Source organism: Jiangella alba (assembly GCF_900106035.1).
Classification (GTDB): domain Bacteria; phylum Actinomycetota; class Actinomycetes; order Jiangellales; family Jiangellaceae; genus Jiangella; species Jiangella alba.
On record NZ_FNUC01000003.1, the window covers coordinates 1,965,442 to 1,987,914 of the forward strand.

25 protein-coding genes are annotated in these 22,473 nt (G+C 73.9%); 12 read left to right on the forward strand and 13 right to left on the reverse strand.

Annotated features, from left to right (window positions below):
- The first annotated feature begins 29 nt into the window (after positions 1-29).
- Positions 30-1,505 carry an FAD-dependent tricarballylate dehydrogenase TcuA gene (tcuA, locus tag BLV02_RS11550; RefSeq protein WP_069112959.1) on the forward strand — a complete coding sequence of 492 codons (1,476 nt, stop codon included), beginning with the start codon at positions 30-32 and terminating at the stop codon, positions 1,503-1,505.
- Between the two features lie 11 nt (positions 1,506-1,516).
- Here tcuA and BLV02_RS11555 read toward each other — a convergent pair whose 3' ends face one another.
- The 4 genes from BLV02_RS11555 to trxA are packed head-to-tail and all read right to left on the reverse strand — an operon-like array spanning position 1,517 to position 2,943.
- On the reverse strand, positions 1,517-1,885 hold the full coding sequence (locus BLV02_RS11555; protein WP_069112712.1) for a carboxymuconolactone decarboxylase family protein: 369 nt from the start codon (positions 1,883-1,885) through the stop codon (positions 1,517-1,519).
- A gap of 27 nt (positions 1,886-1,912) precedes the next feature.
- Positions 1,913-2,176, reverse strand: a complete 264-nt coding sequence (locus tag BLV02_RS11560) for a metal-sensitive transcriptional regulator (RefSeq protein WP_069112711.1) — start codon at positions 2,174-2,176, stop codon at positions 1,913-1,915.
- Between the two features lie 3 nt (positions 2,177-2,179).
- Positions 2,180-2,584: a DUF302 domain-containing protein gene (locus tag BLV02_RS11565; protein WP_069112710.1), complete on the reverse strand. Its 405-nt coding sequence runs from the start codon at positions 2,582-2,584 to the stop codon at positions 2,180-2,182.
- The gene (gene trxA / locus BLV02_RS11570; protein WP_069112709.1) at positions 2,581-2,943 is read right to left on the reverse strand and encodes a thioredoxin; all 363 of its coding nucleotides are present in this window, start codon (positions 2,941-2,943) and stop codon (positions 2,581-2,583) included. Before trxA ends, BLV02_RS11565 begins: the two co-directional genes overlap by 4 nt.
- Positions 2,944-3,269: 326 nt before the next feature.
- Here trxA and BLV02_RS11575 point away from each other — a divergent pair, with 326 nt between their 5' ends.
- From BLV02_RS11575 to BLV02_RS11585, 3 genes are all read left to right on the forward strand, one after another.
- A complete protein-coding gene (locus BLV02_RS11575; protein WP_216094336.1) occupies positions 3,270-4,046 on the forward strand; it encodes a DUF4118 domain-containing protein in 777 nt (258 codons plus the stop codon).
- Between the two features lie 85 nt (positions 4,047-4,131).
- Positions 4,132-4,518 (forward strand): hypothetical protein, encoded by a 387-nt coding sequence (locus BLV02_RS11580; protein ID WP_069112708.1) that lies wholly within the window; start codon positions 4,132-4,134, stop codon positions 4,516-4,518.
- Positions 4,519-4,535: 17 nt separating this feature from the next.
- Positions 4,536-5,042 carry a pyridoxamine 5'-phosphate oxidase family protein gene (locus tag BLV02_RS11585; protein ID WP_171906795.1) on the forward strand — a complete coding sequence of 169 codons (507 nt, stop codon included), beginning with the start codon at positions 4,536-4,538 and terminating at the stop codon, positions 5,040-5,042.
- 12 nt (positions 5,043-5,054) lie between these two features.
- On the opposite strand, the gene BLV02_RS11590 is transcribed toward BLV02_RS11585, so the two are convergent.
- The 4 genes from BLV02_RS11590 to BLV02_RS35615 all read right to left on the reverse strand — a co-directional run bounded on the left by BLV02_RS11590 (position 5,055) and on the right by BLV02_RS35615 (position 7,943).
- Positions 5,055-5,936, reverse strand: a complete 882-nt coding sequence (locus tag BLV02_RS11590; RefSeq protein WP_069112957.1) for a universal stress protein — start codon at positions 5,934-5,936, stop codon at positions 5,055-5,057.
- Between the two features lie 25 nt (positions 5,937-5,961).
- The gene (locus BLV02_RS11595) at positions 5,962-6,150 is read right to left on the reverse strand and encodes a hypothetical protein (protein WP_069112706.1); all 189 of its coding nucleotides are present in this window, start codon (positions 6,148-6,150) and stop codon (positions 5,962-5,964) included.
- A gap of 52 nt (positions 6,151-6,202) precedes the next feature.
- Positions 6,203-6,865 (reverse strand): PIG-L deacetylase family protein, encoded by a 663-nt coding sequence (locus BLV02_RS38005; protein ID WP_083288852.1) that lies wholly within the window; start codon positions 6,863-6,865, stop codon positions 6,203-6,205.
- Positions 6,866-6,941: 76 nt separating this feature from the next.
- Positions 6,942-7,943, reverse strand: a complete 1,002-nt coding sequence (locus BLV02_RS35615; RefSeq protein WP_171906794.1) for a universal stress protein — start codon at positions 7,941-7,943, stop codon at positions 6,942-6,944.
- A gap of 63 nt (positions 7,944-8,006) precedes the next feature.
- Between BLV02_RS35615 and BLV02_RS35620 the strand changes: the two genes are divergently transcribed.
- On the forward strand, positions 8,007-8,882 hold the full coding sequence (locus BLV02_RS35620; protein WP_069112704.1) for a universal stress protein: 876 nt from the start codon (positions 8,007-8,009) through the stop codon (positions 8,880-8,882).
- Here the strand turns inward: BLV02_RS35620 and BLV02_RS11615 are convergent.
- The 3 genes from BLV02_RS11615 to BLV02_RS11625 form a co-directional block, all read right to left on the reverse strand.
- On the reverse strand, positions 8,848-9,285 hold the full coding sequence (locus BLV02_RS11615) for a pyridoxamine 5'-phosphate oxidase family protein (RefSeq protein WP_069112703.1): 438 nt from the start codon (positions 9,283-9,285) through the stop codon (positions 8,848-8,850). The genes BLV02_RS35620 and BLV02_RS11615 overlap by 35 nt on opposite strands.
- Positions 9,286-9,305: 20 nt before the next feature.
- The gene (locus BLV02_RS11620) at positions 9,306-9,803 is read right to left on the reverse strand and encodes a flavodoxin family protein (protein ID WP_069112702.1); all 498 of its coding nucleotides are present in this window, start codon (positions 9,801-9,803) and stop codon (positions 9,306-9,308) included.
- A 425-nt stretch (positions 9,804-10,228) separates the two neighbouring features.
- Positions 10,229-10,654, reverse strand: a complete 426-nt coding sequence (locus BLV02_RS11625; protein ID WP_083288850.1) for an Hsp20/alpha crystallin family protein — start codon at positions 10,652-10,654, stop codon at positions 10,229-10,231.
- 196 nt (positions 10,655-10,850) lie between these two features.
- Here BLV02_RS11625 and BLV02_RS11630 point away from each other — a divergent pair, with 196 nt between their 5' ends.
- Positions 10,851-11,432 carry a TQO small subunit DoxD gene (locus tag BLV02_RS11630; protein WP_083288849.1) on the forward strand — a complete coding sequence of 194 codons (582 nt, stop codon included), beginning with the start codon at positions 10,851-10,853 and terminating at the stop codon, positions 11,430-11,432.
- Positions 11,433-11,528: 96 nt separating this feature from the next.
- On the forward strand, positions 11,529-12,260 hold the full coding sequence (locus BLV02_RS11635; RefSeq protein ID WP_069112701.1) for a hypothetical protein: 732 nt from the start codon (positions 11,529-11,531) through the stop codon (positions 12,258-12,260).
- Here BLV02_RS11635 and BLV02_RS11640 read toward each other — a convergent pair.
- Entirely contained in the window at positions 12,249-14,666 is a 2,418-nt protein-coding gene (locus BLV02_RS11640) for a glycoside hydrolase family 3 C-terminal domain-containing protein (RefSeq protein WP_069112700.1), read from the reverse strand. The two genes, BLV02_RS11635 and BLV02_RS11640, sit on opposite strands and share 12 nt — an antisense overlap.
- A 4-nt stretch (positions 14,667-14,670) precedes the next feature.
- The gene (locus tag BLV02_RS11645; RefSeq protein ID WP_069112699.1) at positions 14,671-15,765 is read right to left on the reverse strand and encodes a LacI family DNA-binding transcriptional regulator; all 1,095 of its coding nucleotides are present in this window, start codon (positions 15,763-15,765) and stop codon (positions 14,671-14,673) included.
- A gap of 144 nt (positions 15,766-15,909) precedes the next feature.
- Between BLV02_RS11645 and BLV02_RS11650 the strand changes: the two genes are divergently transcribed.
- The 5 genes from BLV02_RS11650 to BLV02_RS11670 are packed head-to-tail and all read left to right on the forward strand — an operon-like array spanning position 15,910 to position 22,446.
- Positions 15,910-17,535: an FAD-dependent oxidoreductase gene (locus tag BLV02_RS11650; protein WP_069112698.1), complete on the forward strand. Its 1,626-nt coding sequence runs from the start codon at positions 15,910-15,912 to the stop codon at positions 17,533-17,535.
- 53 nt (positions 17,536-17,588) lie between these two features.
- Positions 17,589-19,160, forward strand: a complete 1,572-nt coding sequence (locus tag BLV02_RS11655) for a right-handed parallel beta-helix repeat-containing protein (protein WP_069112697.1) — start codon at positions 17,589-17,591, stop codon at positions 19,158-19,160.
- 19 nt (positions 19,161-19,179) lie between these two features.
- Positions 19,180-20,607 carry an N-acetylglucosamine/diacetylchitobiose ABC transporter substrate-binding protein gene (gene ngcE, locus BLV02_RS11660; RefSeq protein WP_074946293.1) on the forward strand — a complete coding sequence of 476 codons (1,428 nt, stop codon included), beginning with the start codon at positions 19,180-19,182 and terminating at the stop codon, positions 20,605-20,607.
- Positions 20,608-20,611: 4 nt separating this feature from the next.
- A complete protein-coding gene (locus BLV02_RS11665; RefSeq protein WP_069112696.1) occupies positions 20,612-21,529 on the forward strand; it encodes a carbohydrate ABC transporter permease in 918 nt (305 codons plus the stop codon).
- 8 nt (positions 21,530-21,537) lie between these two features.
- Positions 21,538-22,446, forward strand: coding sequence for a carbohydrate ABC transporter permease (locus BLV02_RS11670; RefSeq protein ID WP_069112695.1), 909 nt, complete (start codon positions 21,538-21,540; stop codon positions 22,444-22,446).
- Positions 22,447-22,473 lie beyond the last annotated feature (27 nt).

Below are 22,473 nucleotides of genomic sequence, written 5' to 3' on the forward strand. Positions count from 1 at the left end.
CCGGAGAAGCGGAGAACACCTTGAACCGACTGGGAAGCGCCCGGCCGTACGCCGACGTCGTCGTCGTGGGCGGCGGCAACGCCGGCTTCTGCGCCGCGCTCGCCGCCGCCGAGCGGGGCCGCTCGGTCGTCCTGCTGGAGAAGGGCGACCGCGAGCACGCGGGTGGCAACAGCTACTACACGGCGGGCGCCACCCGCATCGTGCACGACGGCCTGCCCGACCTGCTCGACATCGTCGAGCCCGACGACCGGCACGACGCCACCGAGGTCCCGCCCTACTCCGCCGAGGAGTACGCGGCCGATCTCGCCAAGGTGACGGGCGGGCGCAACGATCCCGACCTCACCCGGGTGCTGGTGGCGCAGAGCAGCCGGGTCGTGCGGTGGCTGCACGGTCACGGGCTGCGCTACCGGCTGATGTACGAGCGCCAGGCGTACCAGCGCGACGACGGCACCTACCTGTTCTGGGGCGGGCTGCACGTCGGCAACGTCGACGGCGGACAGGGCCTGATGGGCGACCACGCCCGCGCGGCCGCCGCCCTCGGCGTCGACGTCCGCTACGGGCACGCCGTGCACGAGCTGCTGGTCGACGACGGCGCCGTCACCGGCGTCGGCTACCTGACCAGTGACGGCGTCCGGGGCGAGGTGGCGGCCGCGTCGGTGGTGCTCGCCGCGGGCGGGTTCGAGGCCGACCCGCGGCTGCGCGAACGCCACCTGGGCCGCGGCTGGGCCAACGCCCGCGTGCGCGGCACGTCGAACAACACCGGCGAGGTGCTGGTCGAGGCGCTGCGGATCGGCGCGGGGCGGGCCGGCGACTGGTCCACCTGCCACGCCGTGGCCTGGGACGCCGGGCACCCGCAGAACGAGAGCAACCGCGAGCTGACCAACCGGTTGACCCGGCAGAGCTACCCGCTCGGCATCGTCGTCAACGTCGACGGCCAGCGCTTCATCGACGAGGGCGAGGACTTCCGCAACTACACCTACGCCAAGTACGGCAGCCAGATCCTCGAGCAGCCCGGCTCGGTGGCCTTCCAGCTCTTCGACGCCGAGCTGCGGCCCATGCTGCGGGCCGAGGAGTACGACATGCCCGGCATCAGCGTCGTCGTCGCCGACACGGTGGACGAGCTCGCGCGGCAGGCCGGCATCGACGAGGCGGGACTGCGCAAGACCGTCGCCGAGTACAACGCCGCCATCGACACCACGGCGCGCTTCGACCCCACCGTCAAGGACGGCCGCCGCGCCGACGTCCGCCCGCCGAAGAGCAACTGGGCCGCGCCGCTGGTCACGCCGCCGTTCTACGCCTACCCGGTGACCTGCGGCATCACCTTCACCTTCGGCGGGCTGCGGGCCGACACCCACGGCCGTGTGCTCGCCGACGACGGCACGCCGATCCCGGGCCTGCTGGTCGCCGGCGAGATGCTCGGCGGCCTGTTCAGCGGCAACTATCCGGGCGGCACCGGCCTGGCCGCGGGCGCGGTCTTCGGCCACCGCGCCGGCAGCGTCGCCTGACCGCGCCGCGGTCAGGCGGCCGGCTCGGCGGCCTCGAACTCGCAGAACGCGTCGTAGGCACGGGGACCGTAGATGGTGGCCGGCCCGCCGTTCATGAGGAACGTGACGCCGATGGCTTCCGCGGCTTCCTGCCGGGTCGCGCCGGCCCGGGCCGCGGCCTGGGCGTGCGAGGCGATGCAGCCGTCGCAGCCCTCGACGACGCCGATGGCGAGCGCGATGAGCTCCTTCGTCTTCGTGTCCAGGGCGCCGTCCTGGAACGCGGCGTGGTGGAGCTCGCGGAAGCCCTTGTAGACGTCGGGAACGGCTCGGCGCAGCTGGCGGTGCAGCGGCGAGAGGTCGTCGAGCACGGCCTGGCCGTGGCCGGGGGTGGTGACGGTCATGTCGGTCCTTCTGTGTTCGCGGGTCGCTCAGGCGAGCGTGAGGAAGAGCTTCTCCATCTTCTTGACGTCGACGCTGTCGGTGTCCTGGCCGGAGCTGAGGCACTGCTGCAGCCCGGTGGCGACGATGGCGAAGCCGGTGCGGTCCAGCGCCTTGATCACGGCGGCGAGCTGCGTCAGCACGTCCTCGCAGTCGTCGCCGTTCTCGAGCATCGTGATGACGCGGGCGAGGTGGCCGTGCGCGCGCCTGGCGCGGTGGATGATCGGCGTGGTGGTGTCGGGCTCGAGCTGCATGGGTCAGCCTCTCCGCGTGGTGAGCCGGGACAGCGCCTCGGTGAGGCGCCGGCGGGCCTCGTCGGCCACCTCGGCGAGCTCGTCGCGGCCGGTGACGCCGAGCAGGGCGGCGGGGTCGACGGTCTCGACGACGGTGCGGCCCGGCGCCACCGCGCGGACCACCACGTTGCACGGCAGCAGCGTGGCGACCGACGGGTCGGCGGTCATGGCCCGGTGCGCCAGCTCCGGCCGGCAGGCGCCGAGGATGACCTCGTCCGGCACGTCGACGTCCAGCTTGGCCTTCAGGGTGGCGCGCACGTCGATCTCGGTGAGCACCCCGAACCCGGCGTCGGCCAGCGCCGCGCGCGTGGCGCCGACCGCGTCGTCGTAGGGGAGGCCGACGGTGACGCCCAGGGTGTGGGTCGTCACTGCTGCGCGTCCTGGGCGGCGGCCAGGGCGGCGTCGACGTCGAGGTCGACGACGGCGTCGATGACCTGCTGCAGGGCGGCCGCGGGCAGGGCGCCGGGCTGGGAGAAGACGAGGTGGCCCTTCTTGAAGGCCATCAGGGTGGGGATGGACGTGATCTGCGCCGACGCGGCGAGCTCGCGCTCGGCCTCGGTGTCGACCTTGCCGAAGACGATGTCGGGGTGCTGCTCGGCGGCCTGCTCGTAGACGGGCGCGAACATGCGGCAGGGGCCGCACCAGGCGGCCCAGAAGTCGACCAGCACGATCTCGTTGTCCTCCACGGTCTGCGCGAAGGTCTGGCCGGTCAGCGTGGTGGTGGTCATGAACGTGGTGCCCTTCGGTGTGGTGGCTCGGTTGACAGCATAACCCCCCGGGGGGATACGTTCATTCCCGGACGACGATCGGCAGGAGGCGAACCATGTGTCACCCGGCGTTGTGCAGGACGTGCGGCCGCACGACCTGGCGCGGCTGCGGCATGCACGTGCAGCAGGTCATGGCGGGCATCCCGGAGGAGGAGCGCTGCCCGGGCCACGAGTCCGAGCGCGGCTCGCTCCTCGGCCGCCTCCTCGGGCGCCGCCGGTCCTGACGCGCCGCTAAGGAGTCGTCAAGGTCGTTGACAGCGCCGGGCGGACGGGCGGTAGATGGAGACGTGGACGCGTCGCCGAGCCGCTCCGCCGCCGTGGTGATGGCCGTGGCCCTGCTGGGGCCGCTGGTGGCGTGCGCCGCGCTCACCGCGGTCCGCGACGACGTCGCGAACGCCAACGCCGCCCTCGGCCTGGTGCTCATCGTGGTCGGCGTCGCCGCCACCGGCCGGCGCGTGGCCGGAGTCGTCGCGGCGCTGTCGAGTGCCGTGTGGTTCGACTTCTTCCTCACGCAGCCGTACCAGACCTTCACCATCGACGATCGCGACGACATCGAGACCGCCGCCCTGCTGACGGTGGTGGGGCTGGCGGTCACCGAGATCGCGCTGTGGGGACGACGGCAGCAGGCGCGCTCCAGCGAGCGGCGGGGCTACCTCGACGGCATCGTCTCCGCGGCCCGGATCGTCGCGTCCGGCGACGACGTGCCGGACGAGCTGATCCGCCGGGTCGAACGGCAGATCATCGACGTGCTCGACCTCGACGGCTGCCGCTACGAGCGCGGCGCCGGCCGGCAGCACGCCGAACTGCACAGCGACGGCACCGTGACCCGCCGCGGCCGTCCGGTGAACGTGGACCGCGACGGGCTGCCGACCGACGACGAGATCGAGCTGGCGGTCGAGTTCGGCGGCACGAGACGCGGCCGGTTCCTGCTCACCGCCGCCACCGCGATCCGGCGGCCGTCGCTGGAGCAACGCCTCGTCGCCGTCACCCTCGCCGAGCAGGTCGGCGCCGCCCTCGCCGCCGGGGCCGGACGGGAGCGGGAACCGCCGCACGCCGACCGGTGACCGCCCGGCGCCGGGCGGGACGACCCGCCGGTCCGGGGACCTTCGGCCCTGAGGCCGAGGCCGGGCGGTGCGCCACAGTGGCCGCATGACCCCACCACCGGCCGGGCTGCCGCGCCGGGCGACGGCGTTGCGGCTGGCCCACACCGGCATCGCGGCGGCCGAGCTGGCCGCCCTCGGCCACGTCTGGGCCTGTGCGCTGACCGGGCGCCGGGATCGCTGGCTGGCGGTCAGCGCCGGCGCGCTCGCGGCCGAAGGGCTGGCGCTGGTGGTCGGACGCGGCAGCTGCCCGCTCGGCCCGCTGCAGCGACGACTGGGCGACCCGGTGCCGCTGTTCGAGCTGGTCCTGCCGCCTCGGGCCGCGAAGGCCGCGGTGCCGGTGCTGACGGCGGCCGCGCTGGCCGGCCTGGCGGTCGTCGCCGTCCGGGCCATCGGCGATGAGTTCTCCACCGCAGATCGGTCGTACCCGTCATGACGGAGAAGAAGACGCCGATGAACGCACCGGCCACCTCACTCGACGCCCGGTTCAGCGCGCCGGGCGCCGCGCCGGCCTCGTGGGACGACACGGTGCGCGTGATCGAGGCCGCCGAGCTGTTCTGGATCACCACGGTCCGGGCCGGCGGACGGCCGCACGTCACCCCGCTCGTGGCGGTCTGGCTCGACGGCGCCCTCCACTTCTGCACCGGCGCCGCCGAGCAGAAGGCCGTCAACCTGCGGGCGAACCCGCAGGTCACCCTCATTACCGGGCGCAACGACTGGGACCGCGGCCTGGACGTCGTCGTCGAGGGCGACGCCGTTCGGGTCACCGACGACGCCACGCTGCACCGGCTGGCCGCCGCGTGGCGCGCGAAGTGGGACGGGTCCTGGCGGTTCGAGGTGCGCGACGGCGCCTTCCACCACGACGACGGCGGCGAAGCGCTGGTGTTCGCCGTCGCCCCGGTGAAGGTGCTCGCCTTCGGCAAGGGCGACACGTTCTCGCACACCCGACACCGCTTCTGACGCCGTCACCCGTCAGTCCGGCGGCGCGTGCAGGACGGCGACCGGCCGGCCCGCGTGGTGCAGGACGCCCTGGCTGGTGGAGCCGAGCAGCAGCCCGCGCACCTCGCCGCGGCCGCGCGACCCGACGACGATCAGGCCGGCGTCGCGTCCGGCGTCGGTGAGGACCTCGGCCGCGCGTCCGGCCTGGACGCGGACGGTGACGGGTGCGGCGGCGCCGGTGGCCGCCCTGGCCCGGCCGACCGCGTCGGACGCCAGCTGCTCGGCGCCGCGCCGTTCGATCGCGGCGGCGCGGTCCACGGCCGCGGGGTCGAGGACGGGCAGCATGAGCGGGTCCGGCTCGTAGGCGGTCACGGCCGCGACGGGCACGGCCCGGCGGTCCGCCTCGGTCAGCGCGAACCGCAGCGCGGCGTCGCCGTGCGGCGAGCCGTCGACCCCGGCGACGATCGTGCCGTCGCCCGGTCCGGCCGGCTCCGGCACCACGACGGCGGGCGCGGTGGCTCGGGCGGCCACCCGGGCGCTCACCGAGCCGAGCAGCAGCCCGCCGAACGCGCCGAGCCCGCGCGTCCCCACGACCACCAGTGCGGCGTCGTGGGAGATGTCGAGCAGCGCCTGCACCGGCGGGCGCACGACGAGCACCGTGCTCACCTCCACGCCGGGGTGCTGCTCCCGCACGAGCTCCTTCGCGCGGTCCAGGACGCGGGTGGAGTACAGCCGCAGCTCGTCGGGCGGCAGCCGCACCGCCGCGCCGCCGAACGGGAGCGCGGCCAGCGGCGTCCAGAGCCCGAAGACGACGTACAGCACGCTGCCGCGCCGGTGCGCCTCCGCGGCCGCCCAGGAGAGGGCGTGGCCGCTGTCGGGCGATCCGTCGACGCCGACGACGACGGCGTTGGTCATGGACGACTCCGCTGCGCCGGTCACGTCAGTCCAGTGCCTTGAACGCCTCGTAGACCATGAACGCCGGCCAGAACAGGCCCTGCACGATGGCGAGGACGTAGTCCCAGAAGGTGTCGGCCTGCTGCCAGAAGAAGACCAGCGCGCCGAAGATGCCGAGTCCGTAGAGGGCGCCGCCACCGGCTCCGGCGCCGGGACCGCGGGTTCTGTCGCTCATGGTGTCCGCCTCCGCACACGTGGACGACGACCGGCGACGGGGTCCGAGCCGGTCATGACGGGCTCCGTTCCGGCGGCCGGTCGACGGGGGCGAGGGTCCGCTCGTCGCGCAGCACGACCAGCCGTTCGGCCGGGTCCTGGTGGCGCATCCACCGGCTGCGCAGCGGGTCGTTCTCGGGCAGGCCGGTGTGGCAGGCGATGGCCGCGCGCTGCCGGGCCCGGTCGGCGTCGATCACCAGCACCTGGTGCGTGGTCCGCAGCTCGGCCGGGCGCAGCGTCCAGGCGTAGAGGACGGTGCCGGTGGCGGCGGCCGCGCGGTAGGCCGCGCGCATCGTCCGCACGTGGTCGGGGTGGGCTCCGGGGCCGGTGGCGTCGACGACGAGCAGCGCGTCGGCGGCGACCGCGGCCGACCGGATCTCGGCCGCCAGCTCGTCGATGGTCGCGGCGGCGAGCGTGCCGGGGGCGTGGTCCAGCAGGACGGCGTCCTCGGCGCCGAGCCGCCGCACGGCGCGGCCGAGGTCGCGGGCGCGGTCGACCCGCCGGCGCGGCGTCGGGTCCCGCCGCCGTCCGTGCGTCAGGCACAGGACGCGCACCGAGGTCCCGGCGTCGGCGAAGGCGCCGATCACGCCGCCGAGCGCGAACGTCGCGTCGTAGGGGTGGGCGCAGACGACGAGCATCCGTCGCGCCGCCGGCACTGGTCTCGCGTGGTGGCCCATGCCTCCAGCGTCCGCCGCGGGCGGCGTCGGGCGTAGAGGCCGAAGGCGGTGATGTCGGGACCTTCGGCCCGAGACGTCAGAGCGGCGCCTCGGCGGGACGGACGACCGTCCGTCGTGGCGTCCGGGCCCGGGCGGGGTGGACGACGGCGACCGGGCAGCCGGCCTCGTGCAGCAGCTGCCGTCCGACCGAGCCGAGCACCAGGCCGGCCACCCGGCCGCGCCGCCGCGAGCCGACGACCACCAGCTGGGCGCGGGCACTGGCCGCGGTCAGCGCCTCGGCCGCGCCGTCGCCGGACAGGTGCGCCGTCACCGGCACGTCCCGATACCGGGATGCGTAGTTCGCCAGCCTGGGCGCCAGGCCGGGATCGGCCCGGCCGGCGTGGAGCACCGTCAGCGGTACCCGGCGCACCGACGCCTCGCGGAAGGCGAAGTCGAGGACGCCGTCGGCGGCGCGGTCGTCGGCGATCCCGGCGACGACCGGCAGACCGGCGCCGGACCCGGGCGGCTCGGCGCCGACGACGACCACGGGGCAGCGGGCGTGTGCGGCCACCGTCGCGCTCACCGAACCGAGCGCGGCGGCGGCGAGCGGGCCGCGCCTGCGGGTGCCGACGACGAGCATGGCGGCGTCGGCGGAGTCCTCGATCAGGGCCGTCGCGGCGGCGCCGGGCGCGCGTCGTCCGGTGACGGCGCCGGGCGGCAGGTGCAGCCGGGCGATCGCGACCGCGCGGTCGAGGTCGTCGTCGGACGGATGCCGGTGCGGCCGCGCCGGGACCATGAACGTCTCGCCGTGGACGTCCGGCCGGTACGGCACGTAGCGCTGCAGCTCGGACGCGTCGGCGACCAGGACGACGCGCAAGGGCGTCCGGCGCGCCCGGGCCGCGGCGACGGCCCAGTGCAGGGCGGCCTCGCTCTCCGGGCGGCCGTCGATGCCGGCCACGATCGGCCGGTCCGTCGCGTCCAGCACGTTCCACATCGTCGGCTCCGTTCGTCCCGGACGGCGCACCTCGTCGTCGCCGTCGTCGCGTCCACCGTCGCGCCGGTCCCCGTCCGGCGGGTAGAGCCGCAGGTCCCGCCGCACGGCCCGTGCGCGCGGGACCTTGGGCCCTGTGCGGGTCCCGGCCGGCGGCGATCTGCTGGAGGCATGGCCACCAGCACCGCACCCATCGTCGTCGGACTGGACGGATCGCCGAGCGCCCTGCTCGCCTTGGACTGGGCCGCGGGCGAGGCCCGCACGCGCGGGTGCGGGCTGACGCTGGTCTTCGCCCATCCCGGCGAACGCCACTCGCTCGCCGTTCTCGACACCGCGCCGCAGGAGCTGGCCGACGACATCTTCGACGAGGCGCTGGACCGGCTGGCCGAGCGCGGCTACCACGACGTCCCGGCCCGGACGGTCCTGCGCTACGGCCTGGTGCCCCGGATCCTGCTGCGCGCCTCGATGCGCGCGCCGATGCTCGTGGTCGGCCGGCAGGGCGTGGGCCGCGTGGCGGAGCTCGTGACGGGGTCCACCTCGCTGGCGTGTGCCGCCCGCACCCGGGTGCCGCTGACCATCGTCCCGGACACCTGGGCGCCGCCCGTCCGCCTGCGCCACGCCATCCTGCTGGGCGTCGACGGCTCCGATCGTGGCCAGGCCGCCGTGGAGTACGCCTTCACGCTGGCTTCCGCACGCGGTGCGCGGATCATCGCCGTGCACGCGATGGAGCTGCCGCTCGGCTACCCGGCGGACCGGCCGCTGCGCCCGGACGCCGCGCGCTACGAGGCGGCGGCCGCGGAGGTGTTCCGGGCCTCGGTGGAGCCCTGGCGGGCGAAGTACCCGGCCGTGCGGGTGACCACCACCGTCGAGTACGGGCGTCCCGCCCTCGTGCTGGCCGAGTACGCCGGCGGGGCGGACCTCGCCGTCGTCGGCGGGCGCGGACACGGCCGGATCACCGGCCTGCTGCTCGGGTCGTCCGCGCGCAGCATCCTGCGGCGCCTGCCGATCCCCGTCACCGTCGTCCGCGACCTCGACCCGCGGCGCTGACGAATCGCCGGCCGGTCACCTGCGCCGGATGGACCCGCACGAACCACTGCTTCGGGTGCGTCGTCCACGACCGGAGCGGGAGCTCCTCGGCCCGGTAGATGTCGGCGAAGCGCACCAGGCGCTCGGCCCGGCCCCTGACGACGACGCTCCACGCGACGCCCCGCTCCGCGTCGGCGCCGTCGGCCTCGAGCACGACGTCGCGAGCGATCGTCACGGCCGCGAGTTTGGTGCCCTCGCCCGTGGCGAACACGAGGGTGTGGCCGTCGACGACCGCGTTGACCGGGAAGATCTCGAGGTCGCCGGCCGCCACGACGGCGAGCCGGACGACGTCCGCCGACGCGAGCAGCGCCCAGCAGCTGTCCGCATCGAGGATCGTCATCCCGGTGCGCGGATCGACGTCCATGGCGCTGCCTCCCGTCAGGGTCAGGTCCGGGCGCGGCCGAGCTGCTCGCCCCAGCGGCGGGCGCGCTCCTCCTCGCCGTCGGCGAGCGGGCCCTCCATGCCGGTGACGAGGAAGCTGGTCGCCGCGGCGACCGGACGCAGGCCCCGGCGGCGCAGGCGCCGGCGTGCGGCGTGGGCCGCGGACCGGGGCAGGCGCGGCTTGGTGGCCTTGGTGTCGAAGGTCGCGAACGGCGTGCCGTCGGCGTCCAGGGCGGCGATCCACTCGCGGACGCCGCCGGCCTTCGACACGACCGCGCCGGGTGTCCGGTCGTGCGCGCTCCTGCGGGTGGACGCGCGGCTCATCCCGAAGGCGTGGGTGGGCCCGCCGACCACCAGCAGGTCGACGCCGGCGAGGGAGGGGCCGGCGGAACCGGCCTCGACGAGGTCGGTGGTCATGCTCAGGGCGAGGCCGCCGGCGATCGCCTCGGCGATCTTCTGGGTGTTGCCGAACATGGATTCGTAGACGACGAGTGCGCGCATGATGGCACTCCTCTCGATCTCTGCCTGTTTCGACCCTCCGCCGGACGGCGCCGGCACGCCAGCCCCGTTCGACCCGGTGACCCGGGGACCTTCGGCACGATCCGGCCGGAGATCAGGAGAGGGGAGGCGCCATGCCGGTGACCGTCGTGAGGAATGTCGCGGTCGCCTGGTGCGAGCGCTCCGATCCGCCGTTCCGCGCGACCCTCGGCGAGCTGCTGCTGGGCCGGTTGCGGCCGCGGGTCGGTGAGGACGCGCCGGTCGGGCTGGCGGCACGGATCGTGCTTCCTCGCGGAGAGCACGTTCATGGCCGTCGAAGGCGTCCTGATCGGCTCGGTGCTCGCCACGCCGGTCCCTGGCGTGTCGGTGCCCGCCCGAACGGGAGCAAGGGCGGGCACGGTGACTGCTCGGTCAACGCGTCGTGGCGGTCATCCTCTCGTGACGGGAACGGTGTGGGACTCGGGCGGCGTCTCGGCGATCGGGACGGTGATCTCCAGGATCCCGGCCACGTAGCGAGCCGTCGCCTTGGTGGCGTCGGCGCCCTTGGGCAGGACGGCGCTGCGGTGGAGCCGGCCGTAGCGGAACTCCGACCGGTCGGACTCCTCGCGCCGGTCCGTGCGCTCGGCGTTGATCGTCAGCCGGTCGCCGGTGATGTCGATCGAGATGTCCTTCTCCGGATCCATGCCGGGCAGCTCGGCCCGGATGACGTACGCGTCGTCGTCCTGGTGCTCCTCCAGCCGGAACGGGCGGAGGCCGGGCGGGCCGGGCCACGCGAACGTGTTGGGCAGGTCTTCGACCCACTCGAGCAGGTCGGGAACCGTGCGGCGCAGATCGTGCCGTGGGGTGAGGCTCATGTGCTCACCTCCTCTCCGTGCTCACACCACCAGTCCACCGCTTTCCGGCGGTGACCGCGTGAGCCGTCGGTCCCATGCGGAGATGACCAAGGTCCCGCACCGAGACGACGTTGGGCAGCAGCGCCGGACACCCCCGTCGCGGTGGACTGGAGTCAGCGCCGGAGAGGCCGGCGGAACTCCAGAAGGAGACGGGACGATGACCACGTCCAGCAGCCACGACGCGCCGATCCGGAACCTCCCGCGTCAGCGCACCGTGCCGGTGACCACCACCGGCACCACTCACCCCGACGTTCGTCCGGTCGCGCTCCAGTACGTTCTGGGCCTGCTGCGGCTGGCTCTGGGCTGGACCTTCCTCTGGGCGTTCCTCGACAAGACGTTCGGCCTCGGCTACGCCACCCCGAGCGAGAACGCGTGGATCGACGGCGGCAGCCCCACCACCGGGTACCTGTCGGGCGTCGAGGGCCCGTTCAAGGACTTCTTCACCAACCTGGCCGGCAACACCTGGGTCGACTGGCTGTTCATGATCGGTCTGCTCGGCATCGGGCTGGCGCTGATCCTCGGCATCGGGATGCGGGTGGCGGCCGTGGCCGGTGTGCTGATGCTCGCCATGATGTACATGGCGTCGCTGCCGCTGGAGACCAACCCGTTCATGGACGAGCACCTCATCGAGGCGCTCGCGATCGTGGTGCTGGCGCTGACCTTCTCGAGCCGCTACCTCGGACTGGGGCGGCTGTGGGAACGGATCCCGTTCGTCCAGAAGAACCGCTGGCTCATCTGAGCCACTGATCGTTCTGCCCGCGCCGGGTCCCACCGAGGGGCCCGGCGCGGACCCACGTCACGAAGGGTGCTGCCGATGCAATGACACCATGGCGGCATGCTGGTCGTGACGATCCGTGCCGTCGTCGTCCTCGCCGCGGCGGTGGCGACCTGGGTCCTGGTCCAGTCGCGCACCGAACGGCTCGACGACCGGCTGACGCTCGTGGTGGCGGGCGCGGCCGTGCTGGCGGTGGCGCTCAGCGCGCTGGACCGCCGGCTGCAGCGGCGCCGGCGTCGCTGGCCGGCGATCATCGAGGAGCTTTCAGGCGCCGCCGGGAAGGTCGCGCGCGAGCACGACGACGGGTCCGTGGGCGTGGTCCTGGGCCTGCTCGGCATGGCGGCCGGCGGGTGCGCGGCGGCGTTCACCGCGGCCGGCGGGCTGGAGTGGGTCGGCGCCGGCGTGGGCGTCGTGTGCGGGCTGGGCGCCTACTGGGTCCACGCCGCGAGCCGGCGCGGCCGCCGGAAGGCCGACGCGCTGCGCGACGAGATCGTCCGGGTGCGCGGCGGCGGCACGCCGACCCGCGGGGTGGTCACCGGCACGTCCGGGGAGGGGCGCTGGCGGTACGGCGCCCCCGTCATCACCGTGTGGGCGACCATCGAGACGCCGGCCGGGACGCGGGCGGTCGTCGGCACGATCCTCCCGGAGCCGGCGCAGGTTCCGGCCGTGGGCGGGACCGTGCTGGTCTGGTATCTCGGCGACGGCTCCGGCGAGGTCCACGTCGACGTCGATCCCGAGAGCATCCGCGAGCCCGGCGCGGCCGAGAAGTACGAGTCGTCCTCACCCAGCTGAACCGGGCATCGTCACCTCGGCGCGCAGCGGGAGGTCCGCCACGTTCGCGCCGGCGTGGATGGTGAAGGTGCCCGGCTCGGTGCGCCAGCCGCCGTCCCAGTGGGCGAACGACCGCGGCCGGAGCTCGATGCGGGCGGCCGCGGTGGCGCCGGGGGCGGCGCGGACGACGGCGAAGCCGGCCAGCCAGCGGGCCGGGCGGTCGACGGCGCTGCCGGGTCGCGAGAGGTAGACCTGGACGACGTGCTTGCCGGGCCGCGTCCCGGTGTTGCGGACGCGGACGGTGACGTCGTGGCCGTCGACGGCGAGGTGGTCGAACGACCAGGTCGTGTAGCCCAGGCCGTGTCCGAACGGGTACGCGGGCTCGGCGTCGGTCCGCAGCCAGGCCCGGTGGCCGACGTGGATGCCCTCGTCGTAGCGGAGCACGCCGCCGGCCGGCGCGGTGGCCAGCACCGGCACGTCGGCCTCGGTGGCCGGCCAGGTCGTCGGCAGCCGCCCGCCCGGCTCGGCCAGCCCGAGCAGCACGTCGGCCAGCGCGTGGCCGAGCTCCTGCCCGCCGAACCAGGTGAGCAGCACCGCGGCCACGTCTGAGCGCCACGGCAGCAGCACCGGCGCCCCCGCGTTCACGGCGACGACGGTGTGCGGGTTGGCCGCGGCGACCGCGCGCACCAGCTCGTCCTGCCGTCCGGGCAGCGCCAGCGTGGACCGGTCGAAGCTCTCGCTCTCCATGTCCGGCGTGGTCCCGACGACGACGAGGACGGCGTCGGCGTCGCGGGCGGCGGCCACCGCGGCCGCCAGTTCGTCGTCGGGCGACGACGTGGCGAGGTCGGTCCCCACCACGAGCGTCGCCGCGGTGTGGCCGGCGCCCGGCTCGGGCGGCTGGGGGAGGTCGAGCCGGACGGCGATCCGGACCGGCCGGCCGGCGGCGAACTCGACCGGTGCGCTGGCCACCGGCGGCGACACCAGGCCCCCGGCGAACGAGGTGCCGTCGTGGTCCAGCACGGTGTCGATGACGTCGGCGCCGTCGACGCTCAGCCGGACCCGCCCGGCCGCCGCGACCCCCAGCCGGACCGGGCCGTCGTCGCCGGGCCGGTGGATCGTGGCCAGTTCGATGGAGGCCGCGCCGGCCAGCCGCTTCGAGCCGATGCGGGTGAGGTCGGCCGAGCGGTGCCGCTCGGAGCGCAGGACGGCGCCGTCGGCCGCCCGGATCACCAGCCGCACCCCCGGGGATCCGGTCTCCGGATCGGTGAGGCCGGGCGGGGGGAGCGGGACGAGGCCACGCTGCACCTGGGCGCCGAGCGACCACCGCACGTCGACGCCCGGCATCGCGGCGCGCAGCCCGTCGAGCGGCGACACCACGTGCTCGGGCTGCACGTACGCGCTGCCGCCGCCCTGTGTCCGCGCCAGCACGGCGCTCTGTCCGATGACCGCCACCGACCGCAGCCGGGCCGGGTTCCAGGGCAGCTCGTCCTGGTTGCGGACGAGCACCATCCCGGCGGCCGCCGCCTCGCGGGCCAGGCCCGGCCCGTCGACCGGCGGCGGCACGACGGCGCCCGCGCCGACGCCGTCCAGCGCTCCGACCCGCTCCGCCAGCCGGAGCAGCCGCCGCACCTTCTCGTCGACCGCCGCCTCCGGCACCTCACCGGCCCGCACCGCCTTGACCAGCGCGTCGCCCCACGGCCCGGACGGCCCGGGCATCACGAGGTCCAGCCGGGCCCGTCCGGCCGCGGCCGTGGTCCGTGCCGCGCCCCAGTCCGAGACGACGACGCCGTCGAAGCCCCATTCGTCGCACAGCGGCGACGCGAGCAGGGCGTTCTCCGTCATCGTCGTCCCGTTCACGGAGTTGTAGGCGGCCATCACCATCCACGGCCGTTCCTCGACGACGGTGTCCTCGAACGCCGCCAGGTACAGCTCGCGCAGCGCCCGCTCGGACACGACCACGTCGGCGGTGAATCGCTCGGTCTCGAAGTCGTTGGCCACGTAGTGCTTCGGGCAGGCGCCCACCCCGCCGTCCTGCACACCACGCACGTACGCCGCGGCCAGCCGCGACGTCAGCAGCGGATCCTCCGAGTACGCCTCGAAGTGCCGGCCGCCGAGCGGGCTGCGGTGCAGGTTGACGGTGGGACCGAGCAGGACGTCGGCACCCACCCGGCGGGTCTCGGCCGCGAGCGCCGCGCCGAACCGGCGGGCGAGGTCGGTGTCCCACGACGCGCCGAGCGCCGTTCCGGACGGCAGGTTGAGGGCGGTGCCGTGGCCGGCGAGGTGGGCGGCGCGGACCCCGGCGGGGCCGTCGGTGAGGACCACCGGACGCAGCCCGACGGCCGGCTCGGCCGGCAGCCGCCACGAGTCGGTCCCGGTCAGCAGCCGCACCTTCTGCTCCAGCGTCAGCTTCCCCAGCAGGTCGTCCATCGGGTCAGCCCGGCGTGCCGACGGTCTGGCCGCCGGTCAGCTCGCAGGGGACGAACTCCTGCTCAGGGCCGGTGTCGCGCGTGTCGAGCAGCCGCAGCAGCATGCGGACCGCGGCCGCGCCGATCTCGCGGCTGGGGGTGCGCAGCAGCGTCAGCGCGGGGTCGGGGGAGAGGACGTTCGCGCGGTCGCCGTGGTCGCCCAGCCCGACGATGCTCAGCGCACCCGGCACGTCGACGCCCTGGGCCCGCGCGGTCTCGAGGAGGCGGTGCGCGACGTACGAGGACTCGGCGATGACGGCGGTCGAGCCGGCCTCGCGGGCCGCGGCGAGGACGGCGGGCTCATCGGCGGCCACCGCGAGGCGCGGCAGGTCGGGGTTGGCGGCGCCGAAGGCCACCATGCGGGCCCGCTTCGGGCCCAGCCGGTGCCGGGCGCAGGCGGCCGCGAACCCGGTGCGCCGCTCGGCCAGCGTCTCCTGCGTGCGCGAGCCGGCGACGTACAGCAGCCGCCGGTGGCCGCGCGCGTACAGCTCCTCGACGACGGCGTCGGCTCCGGCCGCGTAGTCGGCCGCGACCCAGGACACCTGCGGGCCGACCTCGTCGTGCCGGCCGATCATGACGAACGGGTAGCCGTCGGCGGTCAGTTTGGCGAGCTCGTCGCCGTCGACCCGGCCACCGACCAGGATGGCGCCGTCGGCCAGCCGCAGCAGGTTGGCGTCGTGGTTGAAGATCGAGCGCTCGCCTGACTCGTTCTTGGCGCCGGTGAACAGCAGCAGGTGGTGCGCGACCGCCTCGGCCTCCTCCTCGATGCCCAGCAGGAACTCGTAGTAGAAGTCGCGGCTCTCCCACGGGAACAGCCGCTGGTAGGTGAACGCGCCGATGATGCGGTTGCGGCCGCCGGCCAGGCTCTGCGCGGCGATGTTCGGGGTGTAGTGCAGGTCGCGGACGGCCTGCCAGACCCGTTCGCGAGTCGTCTCGCTGACCCGGATGGAGTCGGTCTTGCCGTTGATGACCGTGGAGACGATGGCCGTGGACACGTTGGCGGCGCGAGCGACGTCGCTCTGTGTGACGCGTCGTTTGTCGGCCCGGCGGCGCTGAGCCACGAGTACCTGCCTCCCTTGTGCCGGCGAACCTCGCCGGCCCCACCCATTGACGACGGAACGAGCCGAGTCTACCATCGGCTAACGCGCTTAATCATAGCGCTTAATCAAAGCGTTTAATCAGCTTCTGACGAGGCAGGAGGCGCGGTGGACCACGAGACGGACGTGCTCGTCGTCGGTGGCGGGCTGGGCGGTGTCGCCGCGGCCCTCGCGGCGCTACGCCTGGGCCGCACGGTCGTCCTCACCGAGGAGTCGCCGTGGCTCGGCGGCCAGCTCACCTCGCAGGCCGTCCCGCCCGACGAGAACGCCTGGGTCGAAACGTTCGGCGCACCCGCGAGCTACCGCCGCCTGCGCACCGAGATCCGCGAGGTGTACCGGCGGCACTACCCGCTGACGGAGTCGGCCCGGGCGGCCGCCGCGCTCAGCCCGGGCGACGGCCGCGTCAGCCCGCTGTGTCACGAACCCAAGGTCGCGCTGGCCGCCATCGGCGCGATGCTGGCGCCGTACCAGGCGAACCGCCGGCTCACGGTGCTGACCGGCACCCGGCCGCGCGCCGCCGAGGTCGACGGCGACACCGTCACCGCGGTGCTGTTCGAGCGCGACGGCGACGACGTCACCGTCCGCGCGCCCTACGTCCTGGACGCCACCGAGCTGGGCGACGTCGTCGAGCTGTCCGGCACCGAGTCGGTCATCGGCGCGGAGAGCCGGGAGCAGACCGGCGAGCTGCACGCGCTGCCCGGCGCGGCGCAGCCGCTGGACCAGCAGTCGTTCACCTGGTGCTTCGCCCTGGACTACCGCGAGGGCGAGGACTGGACCATCGACCGCCCGGACGGCTACGCGTTCTGGCGCGACTTCGCCCCCGCCTACTGGCCGGGACCGCTGCTGTCCTGGACCGACGTGCGGCCGGACTCGCTGGCCGTCCGCACCCACCCGCTGTTCACCGACGCCGAGACGCCCACCGGCGGGCACGGCATCGACCGCTGGACCTTCCGGCGCATCCTCAGCGCCCGCACGTTCACCCCCGGCTTCCTGGCCAGCGACGTCACCCTCGTCAACTGGCCGCAGAACGACTACGTCCTCGGCCCGCTCGTCGGCGTGGAACCGGCCGAGCGGGAGCGCCATCTCGACGCCGCCCGGCAGCTGAGCCGGTCGCTGCTGCACTGGATGCAGACCGAGGCGCCCCGGCACGACGGTGGCACCGGCTACCCCGGGCTGCGCCCACGCGGCGACCTGCTGTGCGACGGCGACGCCGACGACGCCGGGCTGGCACTGCGCCCGTACGTCCGCGAGTCGCGGCGCATCGCCGGCGAGCTGACCGTCGTCGAGGAACACGTCGGCGTCGAGGCGCGCCGGGCCGCCGGGCTGCCGGCGGGCTCGGAGCTGTTCCCCGACTCCGTCGGCATCGGCTGCTACCGCATCGACCTGCACCCCAGCACCGGCGCCGGCCACCCGCGCAGCTACGTCGACATCGCCTGCCACCCCTTCCAGGTGCCGCTCGGCGCGCTGCTCCCCGTCCGCATGGACAACCTGATCGCCGCCGCGAAGAACATCGCCACCACGCACATCACCAACGGCGGATACCGGCTGCACCCGGTCGAGTGGACCATCGGCGAGGCGGCCGGCGCGCTGGCCGCGTACGCCCTCACCACCGGTCTGCCGCCGCGCGCGATCCGGGCGAAGAGCGACGCGCTGGCGGAGTTCCAGCGCCTGCTCACCGGCGTGCTCGGCGCCGAACTCGCCTGGCCCGAGCGCATCCGCACCCGCACGGTCTGACGCCCCCTGGACCACATCTCCCACTGGAGGGACCCATGGCACCAACGAGCCCCATGACCCGCCGCACCCTGCTCACCATGGCCGCCGCGATCCCGCTGTTCCACGGCGCCACGCGACTCAGCGTCGCGGCCGCGGACGCCGACCCCGCGGCCGGCGTCGTCAAGGCCTCCGACTTCGGCTTCGACCCCGCGGACTCCACGGCGGCGCTGACGGCGGCACTGGACAGCGGCGCCGACGTCGTCGTCATCGACAACGTGGGCCAGGACTGGATCACCGGTCCGCTGTGGATCAACCGCGACCACCTCACCGTCATCCTGGAGGACGGCGTCACCGTGCGCGGCAAGGCGGCCGCGTTCCCGGACAAGCGCGACGGCATCTGGCGCATCCACGGCCGGCGGGGTGTCAAGCTGATCGGCTACGGCGCCACCTGCGTCATGAACAAGCCCGAGTACACGGGCGAGTGGCGCTCCATCGTGCGCATGGGCACCAGCGAGGACGTCACCGTCGAGGGCCTGGTGCTGCGCGGCGCACCCGGCGACGGCATCATCACCGGCGCCGGCTCGACGAACGTCACGATCCGCAACGTCGTCTGCGACGACAACAAGCGCAACGCCATCAGCGTCATCTACGCCGACGGCCTGCTCATCGAGGGCTGCGCCCTGATCAACACGGTGGGGACGCTGCCGCAGGCCGGCATCGACCTCGAGCCGGACACGGCGGCCCAGATCATCAAGGACGTCGTCATCCGCGACTGCGTCTTCACCGGCAACGAGACCTACAGCTTCGAGATCAACCTCATGCGGTTCACCGCGCAGAGCCTGCCGCCGACGATGCTGGTCGAGCGGTGCTACATGGGCCCGACCGCCGACGCCGTGGTGCACGTCCAGCCCGCCACCCGCGGCCCCGTCGGCGGGTCGTTCGTCTTCCGCGACTGCGTCTTCGACGCCGGCGACTCGCCGGGCACCGTGAACGTCTACGGCCAGCGCGGCTACGACAGCACGCAGACCCGGTTCGAGCGGGTGGCGTTCACCGCGCTGCGCGACACCCCGCGCACCGACCCGTTCGTCAAGGTGTGGTCCGGGATGGTCAACGTCCTGCCCGAGTACGGCAACGTCCGGTTCGACGACTGCCTGGTGCTGGCCGACCTCGACGGCCCGTTCCTGGCCGGCATGGAAGGCGCCGGCGACCCCACGCTGTGCAACGTCCAGGGCACGGTCTGGGCGGCCCGGCCGCAGCAGCCGGTCGTCGACACCACCGGCACGGCCAAGGACGTCGACCTCGACGTCCGGCCCATCGGTGGCGCGGCCACCGTCGTCGTCACCAGCGACCGGCGCTGGGTGCGGGCCGGCGAGACCGCCACCGTGACCGTCCGCCGGCTCGGCGACGACCTCGCCGCGCCGCTCGCGCTGCACTACGACCTGACCGGCGCCGCCCGGCAGCGGGTCGACTACGACGGCCTGCCCGGCGTGGCCGTCATCGCGCCGGGGGAGCGCGCCGTCACGATTCCCGTCCGCGCCCGCGACACCGCCGGCGCCACGCCCCGCGAGCTGACCCTGACGCTGCGCCCGCTGCCCGGCACGACCGTCGCCGGCCGCGACGCCGTCACGGTGCGCGTCGCCGGCTGACCCCATCCGAGGAGACACCATGACCCACCCGACCCGCGCCCTGAGCCGGCGCACCCTCCTGGGCATGGGCGCCGGACTCGGCGCCCTGGCCGGCACCGGGCTGCTGTCCGCCTGCGCGACGTCGTCGTCCACCCGCGACGGCGGCGAGTCCGCCAGCCCGCGCGCCACCGGCGACCCGGACAACCCGCTCGGCGTGCCCGCGGACCTGCCGCTGGAGGCCGTCATCTTCAAGGGCGGCTACGGCGACCAGTACGCGATCGACGCCGAGGCCGTCTACCAGCAGCGCTTCCCGCAGGCGAAGATCCAGCACACCGGCGGGCAGGAGCTGGCCAAGCTGCTGCAGCCGCGGTTCGTCTCCGGCGACGTGCCCGACGTCATCTGCAACGCCGGCGCGGGCGCGCTGATGCTCGCCCCGCTGGTCGAGAACGGCCAGCTGGCCGACCTGACGCCGCTGCTGGACGCACCCGCCGACGGCGGCGACGGCAAGACCGTGCGCGACACGCTGCTGCCGGGCATCGTCGAACAGGGCACGTTCGGCGGCGTGCCGTACGCGCTCAACTACACCTTCACCGTGCACGGGCTGTACTACAGCAGCTCGCTGTTCGAGCAGAACGGCTGGAGCTATCCGTCGACGTGGGCGGAGATGCTCGACCTGTGCCAGGAGATCAAGGACTCCACCGGCATGGCGCCCTGGACCTACCAGGGCAAGAACCCCGGCTACATCCTGACGCCGCTGGTCATGATGGCGATCAAGGCCGGCGGCCGGGACGTCATCGAGGCGCTGGACAACCTCGACCCGGACGGCTGGACCAGCGAGCCGATGATGGAGTCGGCCCGCGCGATGTACCAGCTGGTCGAGCGCGACTTCATCATGCAGGGCACGTCCGGCCTCACCCACATCCAGGCGCAGACCTACTGGGCCAACGGCGAGGCCGCGTTCATCCCGTGCGGGTCGTGGCTGGAGAGCGAGCTCGGCGACGTCACGCCCGAGGGCTTCGACATGGTCATCGCGTCGCCGCCGGCCCTGACCGACGACGACGCGCTGCCGCAGGCGGCCATCCGCGGCATGGGCAACGAGCCGTTCATCGTCCCGGCGCAGGCGGAGAACCCGTACGGCGGCATGGAGTTCCTGCGCATCATGCTGTCGCCCACGTCGTCGCAGAACTTCACCAAGCAGACGCAGACGCTCACCAGCCTGGCGGAGTACGACCCGACGTCGGCCGGCACCGGCCTCACGTCGGTGCGCGACGCGCTCACCGAGTCCGGCGACGACACCTTCTACTGGCGCTACGGCACCTGGTACTCGGCGCTGCAGACCGAGGCGGCCAACGCCACCAGCGCGCTGATGACCGGCGAGATCGACCCGGACGAGTGGGGCCGGCGCTGCCAGGCGGCCGCCGACGCCGTCCGGGAGGACGACTCGATCGAGAAGTACGGGGACCAGTGACGCCATGCGTGCCGGCAGTCTGAGGTTCGTCGTCACGGCCCTCGCCATCCCGATCCTGCTCTACGGCGTGCTCGTCATCTCCCCGTACGCCCAGTCGTTCTACATCTCGCTGACCGACTGGAACGGGCTGTCGCCGGAGCGGACGTTCGTCGGGCTGGACAACTACACCCGGCTGGTCAAGGACGACGTGTTCTGGATCTCGGTGTGGCACAACGTCATCGCGGTGCTCGTGATCCCGGCCGTGACGCTGGCGCTGGGGCTGTTCTTCGCGACGATGATCCACGTCGGCCGGTACCGGGCTCGTGGCGGCGGCCGCGGCGTGCGGGGCGCCGCGGTCTACCGCATCGTCTACTTCTTCCCGCACCTGCTCTCGATCGCCGTCGTCGGCGTGCTGTTCTCGACGGTGTACGACCCCACCGACAGCGGCCTGCTCAACGGCGCGCTCGGCCTGGTCGGCATCGAGCCGGTGAACTGGCTGGGCGACCGCGGCACCGCCTACCCGGCGATGCTGGCGGTCATCATCTGGCTGTCCGTCGGCTTCTACGTGATCCTGTTCACCAGCGCCATGAGCTCGATCCCGGCCGACATCTACGAGGCCGCCCGGCTCGACGGCACGACGCGGTGGCAGACGTTCTGGCGCATGACGCTGCCGCTGATCTGGGACACCGTCCAGGTCGCCGGCATCTACCTCGGCATCCACGCGCTGGACATGTTCGCGATCGTCAACGTGATGTCGGCGGCCGGCGGGTCGGGCGGGCCGGACAACGCCACCCAGGTGCTCGGCAACTACCTCTACATCACCGCGTTCCAGAACAGCGAGTTCGGCTACGCCACCGCCATCGGCGTCGCCCTGCTGCTGCTCACCCTGGCCTTCGCCGCGGCATCACTGCGGCTGACCCGGCGCGAACGCGTCGAGTTCTAGGAGCGACCATGAGCCTCGACACGACGCCGCGCGCGCCGGCCGCCCCCGCGGCCCGGCCCGCGTCGCCCGGACCCGGCGACGGCCGCTCGGCCACCGGCACCGTCCTCAACGTCTTCACCCACGGCTTCCTGCTCACCTGGGCGGCGCTGGTGGTCATCCCGCTGGCCTGGTGCGTGATGTCGGCGTTCAAGACCAACGACGAGCTGTTCAGCGACCCGTGGAGCCTGCCCGGCGCGCTGCGCTGGGAGAACTTCGCCGACGCCTGGACGAACGCCGAGATCGGCCGCTACTTCGTCAACACGGTCATCGTCGTGACGCTGGGGACGGTGCTCACGCTGGCGATGGGCGCGACGGTGTCGTACGTCGTCGCGCGCTACGCGTTCCGCGGCAACCGGCTGGTGTACTTCCTGTTCGTCATCGGCATGACGTTCCCGACGTTCCTCGCCATCGTGCCGCTGTTCTTCATCGCGCAGAGCCTGCGGCTGGCCGACTCGCTACCCGGCCTGGCCGTCGTCTACGCGGCGTACAACCTGCCGTTCGCGGTCTTCTTCCTCACCGCCTACTTCCGCACGCTGCCGACGTCGCTGTCGGAGGCCGCGTTCATCGACGGCTGCGGGCACTGGGGGGCGTACCTGCGGATCATGCTGCCGCTGGCCCGGCCGGGCCTGGTGAGCGTCGGCATCTTCGTGGTGCTCGGCCAGTGGAACCAGTACCTGCTGCCGCTGGTGCTGCAGTCCAGCCCGGAGAACTACGTGCTCGCACAGGGACTGGCCAACCTCGCGGTCAGCCAGGGCTACGCCGGCAACTGGAGCGCGCTGTTCGCCGGCCTGACCATCTCGATCGTGCCCGTGCTCGTCGTCTACCTCAGCTTCCAGCGGCAGATCCAGGGCGGCATGGTCACCGGCGCCCTGAAGTAGCCCCCCGTCCAGCCCGCAAGGAGGAAT